Raw genomic sequence first — 11943 nt, 5'->3', positions numbered from 1 at the left:
GAGCGTGACAGGAAAGTACGACATCCTCTGTCCGGATTGATTTTGGGTGTTTCCGGGTGCGTCGCCCCCGGCCAGGGCCGATGCTTGTCCCGTGATGGACGAGACGGAGTTCTGGGAGATCATCGATTCCAGCCGCGAGGCCGCCGAGGGCGACCCCGAGGATCAGGCCGACCTGCTCGTGGAACGGCTCCTGCAGCTCGACCCGGACTCCGTGCTCGACTTCGCCCGCCACTTCGAGGCCCGCTATCACCGGGCCTACTCCTGGGAGTTGTGGGGCGCGGCGGCGGTGCTGCTCGACGGTGCGAGCGACGACGCCTTCGACTACTTCCGCTGCTGGCTGATCGGCCAGGGCCGGGAGGTCTTCGAGGGCGGGGTGCACGATCCGGACTCGCTCGCGGAGCTGCTCGGCGATTTCGACGAGGAGATCGACGGGGACGGCGAGGAGCTCGGGTTCGCCGCGGACGAGGCGTACGAGCAGCTGACCGGCGCCGAGGCGCCGGATCTGGGGATCCCCCCGCAGCCGGCCGAGCCGGAGGGCGGAACCTTCGACCTGGAGGACGACGGGGTGCTCGCGGCCCGCTTCCCGCGCCTGTGGGAGCGCTTCGGGGCATAGGTCCGGCCGGTCCCGCCCGCCCGGTCCTGGCGGGCGCCGGGGTGTCCGTCAGGGAGTGCCGATGCGGGCGACGAGGAGGGCGACGTCGTCCGCGGGCGGGCCGGGCACGAGGCGGGTGACGATCACGTCGCACAGGTCGTCGAGCGAGGGCCCGGGATCGGCGAGCCGGCGGGTGAGTTCTTCGAGGCGCGCGTCGATGTCCGTACCGCGGGCCTCGACGAGTCCGTCGGTGTACAGGACGAGAAGGCTTCCCGGGGGCAGGCTGACGTCGCTGGTGGTGAACGTGATGCCGCCGATGCCCAGCGGGGCGCCCGCCGGCAGGTCCAGCAGTCGGGCCCGGCCGTCGGGGGTGACGACGGCCGGCGGCGGATGCCCGGCCCGGGTGATCCGGCAGCGGCCGGTGGCCGGGTCGCACATCGCGTAGAGGAACGTCGCCAGCATCGGCTCGGCGAGGTCGGCCAGCACCGCCTCCAGCTGCATGAGCACCTCGACGGGCTCCAGGTCGAGGCGGGCCAGGGCCCGCACGGTGGAGGACAGGCGTCCCATGACGGCCGCGGCGGCGGTGCCGTGGCCCATGACGTCCCCGATCAGCAGGGCGGCCTTGCCCCCGGACAGGGACACGACGTCGTACCAGTCGCCGCCGACCTCGTTGACGTCGCTCGCCGCGAGGTAGCGGTGGGCGATCTCGATGCCCGCCGGCGGGGTGATGTGCTGGGGCAGCATGCTGCGCTGGAGCGCCACGGCGGTGTCGTGCTCGCGGCCGTACAGGCGCGCGTTGTCCGCGCACACGGCCGCCCGGGCGGCCAGCTCGCCGGCCAGTTCCACGTCGGTGCCGTCGAAGGGCGGCTGCTCGCCCGTGCGGTAGAAGGTGGCGAGCCCCAGGACCTTCTCCCGGGCGATCAGCGGCACCATCAGGAAGGAGCGGACTCCCAGCAGCAGCAGCTTCCTCGGCGTGTCCGAGTACGGCGCGGCCGCGGCGACGACCTTCTCGTCGAGGTGGGTGAGCAGGTAGGGCCGGCGCCGGGCCAGGGCCTGGGAGTAGGGCGCGGCGGCGGGGAACTGCAGGGTCCGGTCGAGCGGCGCGAGGACGCCGGCGACCAGGGATCCGGCGCGGGGTGCCTTGCCGAGGCGCCGCAGCGCCGCGCCGCCGACCAGGCCGTCTCCGACCTCGCCGCCTTCGGCGAGCGATTCGAGCAGGTCGACCGTGACGACGTCCGCCAGGCCGGGGACGGCGACGTCGGCCAGTTCCTGGGCGGTGCGCTCCAGATCCAGCGTCGTGCCGATCTTGATACTGGCCTCGTTCAGCAGGGCCAGGCGGGCGCGGGCCTCCTCGGCCTGCATCCTGGTCCCCTCCACGGCGGTGATGTCCGTCATCGAGGCGGCGATGCCCACGGGCAGACCCTCCGCGTCCTCCAGTCGTACGAACGCCACGGACCACACGCCATCCCGCCGGGGCTGCGCGGGGGTGCGGCCGACCCGGCGGAAGTCGACGACCGGCTCGCCCGTGTCCAGGACGCGGCGCATCACCGCCTCCATCTCGCGCGCGTTCACCTCGGGCAGCACCTGCGGCAGGGTCAGTCCGGCGTGCGCGGCCTCGGGCAGGCCGTTCATCCGCTGCAGCGCGGCGTTCACCCGCAGGAACCTGAGACCGGTGTCGAAGACCGCGATCCCGACCGGCGAGTGCGAGAACAGGCCGTCCCACACCACCGAGGAACCGCGCACCCGGGCCGAGGAGTGCGCCTCGGCGGCGAAGACGAGGACCCCCGGCTCGGCGCCGGCACCGGCCGGGCGCGCCCAGATCTCCAGCTCCACGGGCCGGCCGTCGCGGTGCCAGGCCGTCACGGAGCCCATCACGCCGTGCCCGGCCGCCGCCCCTTCCCACAGGGACCGGCCCAGGCTCCGGTCCGCGTCCGGGTGCAGCAGCTCGACCACGTGCCGCCCGACGGCGTCCCGCGCCCGGTATCCGAGCAGCTGCTCCGCCACCGGATCCCAGTGCACGATCCGGCCGTCCGGATCCGTCGCCGCGAGGGCCACCGGGACGGCTCCCAGCCACCCGCCGGCACCCCGGGCCACGCCCGGTCCGTCGGTCATCGTCTGCGCCGCCACCGGGCGTCCACCACTTGCGTCCATGACCTTGAGAGCCCCTCCCAGTATCAGCCCGGGGCACGCCGCCAACCAGTCACCCGCCCGGCGGGACCGTCCGAGCGGGTGTGGGGCGCGGGGACCTCGGCCCGGTCGGGGCGGGCCGCCCGGACGATTTCGCTCCGGACGGCGCCGGCGCTGCCCACGGAGACCCGGCCCTCGCCGGTGCCGGAGGAGGCGCCGGTGACGACGGTGGCGCGGCCCCCGAGGACGCGGGCGGCGAGGGGGACGTCAGAAGTGCGTCCCGCCGTCGATCCTGACCTCGGTGCCGGTGATGAACTTCCCGTCCTCCGAGGCGAGCATGGCGACGACGCCGGCGACGGTCTCCGGGCCGGCGAAGCCCTGGCCGAGGGCCGGGGCGAGCTTCATGAAGAGGGAGAGGTCGGCGTCCTCGGGCAGGCCGGGGCCGACGCTCTGCCGGCTGGCGCCGGTGCCGTCGGTCATGCCGGAGGAGATGGAGCCGGGCTGCACCGCGGTGAAGCGGATGCCCTGCCGGGCGTACTCGGCGGCGAGGGCGTGGGTCATGGACTGGATGCCGCCCTTGCTGGCCGCGTACGCCGCCATGTACGGGTGGGCGAACACCGCCGAGGTGGAGGAGAAGTTGACCACGGCGGCGCCGTCGCCCTCCAGGAGTGCGGGGATCGCCTCGCGGATGACGAGGAAGGTGCCGGTGAGGTTGATCCGGACGACCTGCTCGAAGAGGTCGAGACCGGTCTCGTGGGTGTGCGAGGAGCGCAGGATGCCGGCGGCGTTGACCAGCGCGTCCAGGCCGCCGAGCGCCTCGACGGCGGCGGCGACGCCCGCGCGTACGGAAGCCTCGTCGGCCACGTCCAGGACGACGGTCGTCAGGCGGTCCGCGTGCCCGCCCGCCCGCGCCACGGTGTCCTTCAGACCGGCCTCGCTGATGTCGGCGGCGACGACTCGGCCGCCCTCGGCGAGCATGCGCAGCACGGTGGCCTGGCCGATGCCCGATCCGCCGCCGGTGACCAGTGCGCGGCGTCCTTCGTAGCGGTTCATGTCCTGTCCGACCTCTCGACGGCTCGCTGCCGTGTGTTCGGTGTGCTCGGCGGCCCGGTGCTGGTCCGGGGCTCGCGTGCTCGGTGCGCGGCGCACTCGATGTAGGTGCCACCGTACGCCCGGGTGGCACGTTTTGCCATAGCTGCACGGAGTGCACACCTGGCAGGGGCACGGCGTAGGCTTCGTACGGTGAGCACCAAGCCCCTCTCCCTGACCGAGCGCCGCAAGGCGGCCACGCAGCTCGACATCGCGCGTGCCGCCGCCGAGCTCTTCACCGAGCGCGGCCCGGACGGCACGACGGCGGAGGACATCTCCCAGCGGGCCGGGGTCGCCCTGCGCACCTTCTACCGCTACTTCCGCTCCAAGCAGGACGCCGTCGCCCCGCTCCTCGCGGTCGGCGCGGACCGCTGGCGGGAGCGGCTCGCCGCCACCGAGCCGGGGGCGGCCCTGCCCGAGGCGCTGGAGCGCTCGGTCGCCGAGTCGCTCGCCGCGGCCGACGAGGAGGCCGCCGAGGGGCTGCGCTGGACGCGCGGTCTGCTGCGGGCCGCGGCGCGGGACCCGGCGCTGCGGGCCGTCTGGTACCGGGTCAACCAGGAGTCCGAGGAGCAGCTGCGCTCCGTCGTCGCCGCGCTCGCCGGCCCGGACGCCGATCCGCTGGGCGTCCGGCTGACGGCGGCAGCGGCGACGGACGCGATCCGGATCGCGCTGGAGACCTGGGCGGAGACGGACGCGCCCGTCCGCGGCCGGGGCGCACCGGCCGGGCTCGCGGTGCGGTGCCTGCGGGAACTGATGGGCGGGATGCGCCTGCTGGGACCGGACGCGGGCACGGGCACGGCACCCGACGGCGGTGCGGCCGCGACCACGGACCCCACACCGGGCACCGCCCCGGACGGCGGGCGGGACTGAGCGCCGGGCACCGGGTGGGCACGTCGGGCGGCGGCCCGGCGGATCTCAGGCGTCGAGCGGGCGGCCCATGAGGACGTCGTCGACGTACGCGCCGTCCAGCAGGAACTCGCCGGGCAGCACGCCCTCGACGGCGAAGCCCTCCGAGGCGTAGAGCGCGCGGGCGGGCGCGTTGTGGCCCAGGACGCGCAGGGTGATCCGGGTGGCGCCCTGCCGGCGGGCCTCCGCCAGCGCGGCGCGCAGCAGGGCGCGGGCCACGCCGCGGCCCCGGGCGCTCTCGGCGACGGCCAGGCCCTGGATCTGGCGGACGTGCGTGTTGCAGGCGAGCGGGGTGGCCGGCACCAGGCGCAGGTAGCCGACGACCTCCTCGCCCCGCTGGGCGACCAGGTAGTGCTCGGGCAGGTGCCGCTCGTCGAAGAACGGGGGGTACGGCGCCCGCGGCGGCGGCTGCACGGCGTGCAGCGTGGACCAGGTGGCGCGGTCCAACTCCCCCAGGGCCTGCTCGTCCCCGGGACGGGCGAGGCGTATCTGCGTCTCCGGCGCGATCATGACGGTCACTGTGCCACGACGCGCCCGGGAAGGGCAGGATGTCCCCATGCAGCGCTCTCGTTCTCGCACGCGGGTGGCCGTCACCGGCGCCTCCGGACTCATCGGCACGGCCCTGGTGCGCTCCCTGCGCGCCGACGGCCACGACGTCCTCCGTCTCGTCCGGCGCCCGGCGCGGGCCGCCGACGAGGTCGAGTGGGACCCCGCACGGCTCCACGTGGACACCGCCGGCCTCGTCGGCGTCGACGCCGTCGTGCACCTGGCGGGCGCCGGTGTCGGCGAGCGCCGCTGGAACGAGGCGTACAAGAAGGAGATCCGGGACAGCCGGGTGCTCGGCACGACGGCGATCGCCCAGGCCCTCGCCTCGCTCGCGGAGCCGCCGAAGGTCCTGGTGTGCGGGACGGCGCTCGGCTACTACGGCGACACCGGCTCGCGCGCGGTGGACGAGAGCGCCCCCGCGGGCGAGGGCTTCCTGCCCTCGGTGTGCGTGGAGTGGGAAGCGGCGGCGGCTCCCGCCGAGGAGGCCGGCATCCGGGTCGCGTACGCCCGCACGGGCCTGGTGGTGGCTCGCGAGGGCGGTGCCTGGGGGCGGCTCTTCCCCCTCTTCCGCGCCGGGGTCGGCGGCCGGATGGGCGACGGCAGCCAGTACTGGAGCTTCATCTCCCTGCACGACGAGGTGGCCGCCCTCCGGCACCTGATCGACACCGACGCCGTCTCGGGGCCGGTGAACCTGACCGCGCCCGAGCCGGTCACCAACCGCGAGGTGACGGCCGCGATGGGTCGGGTGCTGCGCCGGCCGACCCTGTTCACCGTGCCCGCGTCCGCCCTGAGGGCGGTCCTCGGGGACTTCGCGCAGGACGTGCTGGGCAGTCAGCGGGTGCTGCCGGCGCGCCTGCTGGAGTCGGGGTTCGACTTCGCCTTCCCGACGATCGACGACGCGATCCGCGCGGCGGCCTGAGGCCGCCGGACTCCGGCAGCACGCGCACGGCCCGGGAGCACGGGCGCACCTCCGGTGAGCGCGCGCGTGGCCGGAAGAACCCCCGGCCGGAAGCCATGGGGGCGGACACGTGTGCGACCCCGTGCTGCGTGCACCCCGGCACGCGCGGCTGGCGGCCGTGGGAGCGCTGCCTAGGCTTGTCGGTCCCTGAATGCGAACTCGGGCATTCCGAGGGTCTGTTGGGGGCATAGGCCTCCCACCAGCCGCGCCGACCTGGGGAGGGGCACGTGCTCAGTACCGCACGCCACGCACACCACACGGACGTCGTCGTCGTCGGAGCCGGAATCGCGGGGCTCATGGCCGCTCACCGGCTGACCAGCGCCGGAGTCGGCGTCACCGTCCTGGAGGCCGGGCCACGGGTGGGCGGCCGGATGGTCACCGACGACGTCGACGGCTTCCGGCTCGACCGGGTCGGGCCACTGCTGACCACCTCGTACGCCGAGCTGCGCCGCAACCCGGGCCTCGACGGGCTCGTCCTGCGGTCGTTCGCGCCCGGGGCCCTGCTGCACAGTGACGGACGCTACGTCAGGACCGGCGAGCCGGGGAGCGTGAGGGGGGCGTTCACGATGGCGCGCGCCCTGGCGAGCGCCCCCCGAAATCCGGCCGCCTCGCTCGATCAGGCCCGCCTGGGCGCCGCCCTGACGCGCCTGGCCGCCACACCCGCGCAGCGACTGCTGACGCGCGAGGAACGGACCGCCCGCGAGGCACTGACGGCCCGTCTGCCCGCCCGAACGGTCGAGGGGTTCCTGCGCCCGCTGCTCGCCGCGCTGCTCGGCGATCCCGACCTCACCACCTCGCGGCGCGTGGCCGACCTCGCCCTGCGGGCGTTCGCACGGGGACGGCTGTGCGTGCCGGAGGGCGGTTCGGACGCCGTGCCCGCCCTGCTCGCGGCGACGCTTCCGCCGGGCACGGTCCGTACGGGCGTCCGGGTCACCGAGGTCTCCGCGAACGGCGTCATGACGGAGGGGCACGGCGGGTTCGGCTGCCGTTCGGTCGTCGTGGCGACCGGGGCCCGTACCGCGGCGGAGCTGCTGCCGGGGCTGCGGGCGCCCGGCTTCCACGCGGTGACGGTCCTGCACCACACCGCGCCGGCGGCCCCCACCTCCGAACCGGTCCTGGTCCTGGAGTCCGACCCGGGAGGCCCGGTCGCGCATTCGGCGGTGATGAGCGCGGTCGACCCGACCCGGGCGCCCCGGGGCCGGACCCTGGTCACCTCGACGGTCCTCGGCACCCCGCCGGACGACGCGGACCGCCGGGTCCGCAAGCACCTCGCGACGCTGTATGGCACGTCGACGGACGAGTGGGAGCTGCTCGGCATGCACCACACCCGGGACGCGATCCCGGCGATGCCCCCGCCGTACGACCCGCGGCGCCCGGTCAGGCTGCTCGCGGGGCTCTACGTCTGCGGCGACCACCGCGACGCGGGCACCCCCCAGTCGGCCCTGCTCTCGGGCCGCCGCGCCGCCCACGCCCTCCTGACGGACCTCGGCGTGCCCTCGCACCGGGAGACCCCGCCCCTGGACGCGGTGGCCTGAGCGTCGTCCCGTGGCGGGAGGGGAGGGCCGGAGCGGATCCCGCGCCGCCCTCCTCCGACCCCGGAGCCCCGCCGCACCGGGGCTCCGGGGTGGTCCGTGGCGGGCGGCCCGGCCGGCGGTCCGCCCTCGGTCCGGGAAGGGCCGCCGACGACGTGCCGGCCGTCTGGCGCCGTCAGCCGATCGCGGCGACGCGGTCGCGGTAGGTGCGGACCGCCGCCGCGTCGCGGTACGGCTCCAGCCGGCGTTCGAAGTCGCGGATGTACTCCACCGCCCTCGCCGAGCGCATCTCGGATGCCTGCTGGGCCGCCTCCGCGCCCAGGGCGCACGCCTGGTCCAGTTCGCCGAGGCCCAGCCGCGCCGTGGCCAGCACCACCCGGCAGAAGAGCCGGCTGCGGGCGAAGCCGGGCGCGCGGAGCTGGAGGGAGCGCTCCGCGTGCTGCGCGGCCGGCCGGTACTGCTGGAGGTCCCGGTGGCAGTGGCCGAACTCGTCGGCCAGCTGGCCCTCGTCGAACGACCGCGCCCAGTAGGGCACCTCGTCACCCGGACGGGCCGCCTCCAGAGCCCGCTCGGCCCGGGCGAGCGAGGCGCTGCACGGCCGCGCCTCCCCCAGCACCGCGTGGGCCCGCGCCTCCACCGCGTGCAGCAGCCCCTGGACGACCGGCGGCGCCGCGGACCCGACGCCCTGCTGGGCGACACGGGCGAGCTGCACCGCCTCGCGCCCGTGGCCGAGGTACACCGCCTGCCGGCTCATCGTGATCAGGACGTACGAGCCGTAGGCCCGGTCTCCGGCGGCCTGCGCGAGGCGCAGCGACTGGACGAAGTACCGCTGGGCGAGACCGTGGGCCGCGATGTCGTACGAGGTCCAGCCGGCCAGCCGGGTGAGGTCGGCGGCGGCGCCGAACAGGCGGCGCCCGACGGACTCCCCGTACGTGCCCCGCAGCATCGGCTCCGCCTCGTGCTCCAGGTACCGGACGAGGGCCTGGCGGGCGTGGCCGCCTCCGTAGGCGTGGTCGAGGGTGCGGAAGAGTTCGCCGACCGAGCGCAGTGCCGCGATGTCGCCGCTGGAGACGCGCTGCCCGGGTGCCCGCTCGCCGCCCCGCTGACGCGGCACCGACGCGCGCCCCTGCACCGGGACGCGCGGGTCCTGCGGCACCCGTCGCCCGTCGCCGACGAAGCGGCCCGCCTCCGGGCCCGCGCCGAGTCCCGGACGGCTCTCCAGGCCGACCGCGGCACCGGGCCGCCGGTCGGTCGCGCCGAGCCCCGCCGCACGCGCCTCGGCACCGGCCCGGCCGTCCGCGCCGACCCGTCCGTGCGGTACGGCCGCCTCCCCGCGGGCCACCCGCTCGTCGGCCCGGCCGATCAGCCAGTCCCGGCTCGGGACGACGAGTCCCGCCGGGGTGAAGGCGATCTTGCGGAGCTCGACCTGGCTGCCGGAGTCCTTCCGCCACAGACCGCTGACGATGTCGACGGCCTCCTCGGGCGTCGCCGCGAACTCCAGCCCGGCGTAGACCGGCGCGCAGGCGTCGAGCCCGAGGTCCTGGGCGGAGAGCCGGCGGCCCAGGCGGCGGGTGAAGACCTCGGCGATCAGGGCGGGCGTCGTGCCCCTCGGCTGCTGGCCGCGCAGCCAGCGGGTCACGGACGTCTTGTCGTACCGCAGGTCGAGCCCGTGCTCCAGACCGAGCTGGTCGACCCTTCTGGCCAGGCCCGCGTTGGAGAAACCGGCTTCGGCGATGAGCGCGGCGAGCTGGCGGTTCGGGGTGCGCTGCGGAGGTCGTTCCGTCATCAGCTGTGCGGTCTCCTGCCTTCCGGGCCCGGGTGGCAACCCGTGTGGGCCCTCATGGAACGGCGTGAATTTAGCGGGCTCCACCGCCTGTACCGGCACCTTCGGCCCACATTCATCCGATCGTGTGAGGATTGGGGGCGTCGCTGACGTAGCCGGCGTATTCACCCGCCTCGTGCTCTCGCACCTGCCGAACGGGTGTCCGCGCCGCCGCCGTACAGTGGCATGGGCGCGAATGACGCATGGTGCCGTGCCGGCCGGGACGATCCCCGCGTGCCGGCGTCCGGCACTCAGGAGGAGGCATTGCCGTGAGTGAGCTGCGATTCGTCCGCTTGGGCTTCGGCGACGAGGCCGTCGAGTACCGGGCGGCCTGGGACAAGCAGCGCGAGGTGCACGCGGCCAGGTTCGCCGACGAGATCGACGACACCTGTCTGCTCCTGGAGCATCCGCCCGTCTACACCGCCGGCCGCCGGACCGCCGAGAGCGAGCGCCCGCTGGACGGGACGCCGGTCGTCGACGTGGACCGCGGCGGCAAGATCACCTGGCACGGCCCCGGCCAGCTGGTCGGCTACCCGATCATGAAGCTGCCCCGCCCGGTCGACGTCGTCGCGCACGTCCGCCGCCTGGAGGAGGCGCTGATCCTCACCGCCGCCGAGTTCGGCGTGACGACCACCCGGATCGAGGGCCGCAGCGGCGTGTGGGTGCTGGGCGACCCGGTCGAGCAGCGCCCGGCGCTCGGCGGCCTCTCGCTCGACTTCGATCCGCGGCTGACCGACGAGGAGTTCGATCCCCGTCTGAACGGCCCGGAGTACGCTCCGTCCAACGCCGGCCAGCGCCGCGAGGACCGGAAGCTGGCGGCGATCGGCATCCGGGTCGCCAAGGGCGTCACGATGCACGGCTTCGCGCTGAACGTGAACCCGGACAACACCTGGTTCGACCGGATCATCCCGTGCGGGATCCGGGACGCCGGCGTGGCCTCGCTCGCCGGCGAGCTGGGCCGGGAGGTCACGATCGAGGAGGTGCTGCCGGTGGTGGAGAAGCACCTGAAGGCAGTCCTGGAGAACGCGGAGCTGAAGCCGCGCGAGATCGAGCGCGAAACGGCGCCGGTCTCCGCCTAGGACGGGGCCGGGAGGCCGGGCGGAAGCCCTGCCGCGACCGGACATCGGACCGGACCGGGAGGGTCCGCCGGACCGCCCGGTGGGAATGCCGGACCATGGCCACAGGTTGGCCAGACGTAAAACCGTACGAACAACGGGCGTACCCTGGTGTGCGCCGAAGAATCGAAGCTACAGGGAGCCGGTCGTGTCCGCAGTCGCACCCGACGGACGCAAGATGCTGCGCCTGGAGGTCCGTAACGCCCAGACCCCCATCGAGCGCAAGCCCGAGTGGATCAAGACCCGGGCGAAGATGGGCCCCGAGTACACGAAGATGCAGGGTCTCGTGAAGAGCGAGGGCCTGCACACGGTCTGCCAGGAGGCGGGCTGCCCCAACATCTTCGAGTGCTGGGAGGACCGCGAGGCCACCTTCCTCATCGGTGGCGACCAGTGCACGCGGCGCTGCGACTTCTGCCAGATCGACACGGGCAAGCCCGAGGCGCTCGACCGTGACGAGCCGCGCCGGGTGGGCGAGTCGGTCGTCACGATGGACCTGAACTACGCCACGATCACCGGCGTCGCCCGCGACGACCTGGAGGACGGCGGCGCCTGGCTGTACGCGGAGACGGTGCGCCAGATCCACGAGCAGACCGCGGGCCGCGCCGACGGCCGTACGAAGGTCGAGCTGCTCGCCCCTGACTTCAACGCGGTGCCGGAGCTCCTGAAGGAGGTCTTCGACTCCCGTCCCGAGGTGTTCGCGCACAACGTCGAGACGGTGCCGCGGATCTTCAAGCGGATCCGTCCGGGCTTCCGTTACGAGCGTTCGCTGGACGTCATCACGAAGGCGCGTGACTACGGTCTGGTCACGAAGTCGAACCTGATCCTCGGCATGGGCGAGACCCGCGAGGAGGTCAGCGAGGCGCTGCAGCAGCTGCACGACGCCGGCTGCGAGCTGATCACGATCACGCAGTACCTGCGTCCGTCGGTCCGGCACCACCCCGTGGAGCGCTGGGTGAAGCCGCAGGAGTTCGTGGAGCTGAAGGAGGAGGCCGACGAGATCGGCTTCTCCGGCGTGATGTCGGGCCCGCTGGTCCGTTCCTCGTACCGGGCCGGCCGCCTCTACCAGCAGGCCATGGAGCAGCGGAGCCGAGCCGGAGCGTAGGGTGCGGGTCCGCCCGAGGAACGAGGGCGGGCACGCGCCCGCAGCGGTGGCGAGCCGCAGCGCGACCCCCGACACCAGGCAGCGGAGCCGAGCCGGAGCGTAGGGTGCGGGTCCGCCCGAGGAACGAGGGCGGGCACGCGCCCGCAGCGGTGGC

General features: G+C 74.7%; 10 protein-coding genes. 6 read left to right on the top strand and 4 right to left on the bottom strand.

The features are described 5' to 3' along the window. The first annotated feature begins 94 nt into the window (after positions 1-94). Positions 95-613, top strand: a complete 519-nt coding sequence (locus ACE1OA_RS25070; RefSeq protein WP_384868690.1) for a DUF4240 domain-containing protein — start codon at positions 95-97, stop codon at positions 611-613. A 48-nt stretch (positions 614-661) separates the two neighbouring features. Here the strand turns inward: ACE1OA_RS25070 and ACE1OA_RS25065 are convergent, their stop codons facing one another. Further along, the gene (locus ACE1OA_RS25065; RefSeq protein ID WP_356603114.1) at positions 662-2743 is read right to left on the bottom strand and encodes a SpoIIE family protein phosphatase; all 2082 of its coding nucleotides are present in this window, start codon (positions 2741-2743) and stop codon (positions 662-664) included. A gap of 243 nt (positions 2744-2986) precedes the next feature. Further along, positions 2987-3772: an SDR family NAD(P)-dependent oxidoreductase gene (locus ACE1OA_RS25060; RefSeq protein WP_386544948.1), complete on the bottom strand. Its 786-nt coding sequence runs from the start codon at positions 3770-3772 to the stop codon at positions 2987-2989. A gap of 189 nt (positions 3773-3961) precedes the next feature. On the opposite strand from ACE1OA_RS25060, the gene ACE1OA_RS25055 reads away from it, so the two are divergent. Then, positions 3962-4678 (top strand): TetR/AcrR family transcriptional regulator, encoded by a 717-nt coding sequence (locus ACE1OA_RS25055; RefSeq protein ID WP_356603110.1) that lies wholly within the window; start codon positions 3962-3964, stop codon positions 4676-4678. Positions 4679-4723: 45 nt separating this feature from the next. On the opposite strand, the gene ACE1OA_RS25050 is transcribed toward ACE1OA_RS25055, so the two are convergent. Beyond that, complete coding sequence (locus ACE1OA_RS25050; RefSeq protein ID WP_432753431.1) at positions 4724-5224, bottom strand: GNAT family N-acetyltransferase; 501 nt, start codon at positions 5222-5224, stop codon at positions 4724-4726. A 46-nt stretch (positions 5225-5270) separates the two neighbouring features. On the opposite strand from ACE1OA_RS25050, the gene ACE1OA_RS25045 reads away from it, so the two are divergent. Then, complete coding sequence (locus ACE1OA_RS25045) at positions 5271-6179, top strand: TIGR01777 family oxidoreductase (RefSeq protein ID WP_356603106.1); 909 nt, start codon at positions 5271-5273, stop codon at positions 6177-6179. Between the two features lie 266 nt (positions 6180-6445). After that, positions 6446-7753: an NAD(P)/FAD-dependent oxidoreductase gene (locus ACE1OA_RS25040; protein WP_356603104.1), complete on the top strand. Its 1308-nt coding sequence runs from the start codon at positions 6446-6448 to the stop codon at positions 7751-7753. A gap of 172 nt (positions 7754-7925) precedes the next feature. Here the strand turns inward: ACE1OA_RS25040 and ACE1OA_RS25035 are convergent, their stop codons facing one another. Then, positions 7926-9536 carry a regulator gene (locus tag ACE1OA_RS25035; protein ID WP_356776464.1) on the bottom strand — a complete coding sequence of 537 codons (1611 nt, stop codon included), beginning with the start codon at positions 9534-9536 and terminating at the stop codon, positions 7926-7928. Positions 9537-9841: 305 nt separating this feature from the next. Between ACE1OA_RS25035 and lipB the strand changes: the two genes are divergently transcribed. Together lipB and lipA are read left to right on the top strand one after the other, a co-directional pair. Further along, positions 9842-10651 carry a lipoyl(octanoyl) transferase LipB gene (gene lipB, locus ACE1OA_RS25030; protein WP_356603100.1) on the top strand — a complete coding sequence of 270 codons (810 nt, stop codon included), beginning with the start codon at positions 9842-9844 and terminating at the stop codon, positions 10649-10651. A 184-nt stretch (positions 10652-10835) separates the two neighbouring features. After that, the gene (gene lipA / locus ACE1OA_RS25025) at positions 10836-11789 is read left to right on the top strand and encodes a lipoyl synthase (protein ID WP_356603098.1); all 954 of its coding nucleotides are present in this window, start codon (positions 10836-10838) and stop codon (positions 11787-11789) included. Positions 11790-11943 lie beyond the last annotated feature (154 nt).

The organism is Streptomyces sp. JL2001 (assembly GCF_050917515.1).
Classification (GTDB): Bacteria; Actinomycetota; Actinomycetes; order Streptomycetales; family Streptomycetaceae; genus Streptomyces.
This window is presented reverse-complemented; position numbering and strand designations above follow the sequence as displayed.

Coding starts and splice junctions, on each gene's coding strand:
- ACE1OA_RS25045 (WP_356603106.1), top strand. CDS start 5,271: ATGCAGCGCTCTCGTTCTCGCACGCGGGTGGCCGTCACCGGCGCCTCC.
- ACE1OA_RS25035 (WP_356776464.1), bottom strand. CDS start 9,536: ATGACGGAACGACCTCCGCAGCGCACCCCGAACCGCCAGCTCGCCGCG.
- ACE1OA_RS25060 (WP_386544948.1), bottom strand. CDS start 3,772: ATGAACCGCTACGAAGGACGCCGCGCACTGGTCACCGGCGGCGGATCG.
- ACE1OA_RS25050 (WP_432753431.1), bottom strand. CDS start 5,224: ATGATCGCGCCGGAGACGCAGATACGCCTCGCCCGTCCCGGGGACGAG.
- ACE1OA_RS25070 (WP_384868690.1), top strand. CDS start 95: ATGGACGAGACGGAGTTCTGGGAGATCATCGATTCCAGCCGCGAGGCC.
- ACE1OA_RS25065 (WP_356603114.1), bottom strand. CDS start 2,743: ATGGACGCAAGTGGTGGACGCCCGGTGGCGGCGCAGACGATGACCGAC.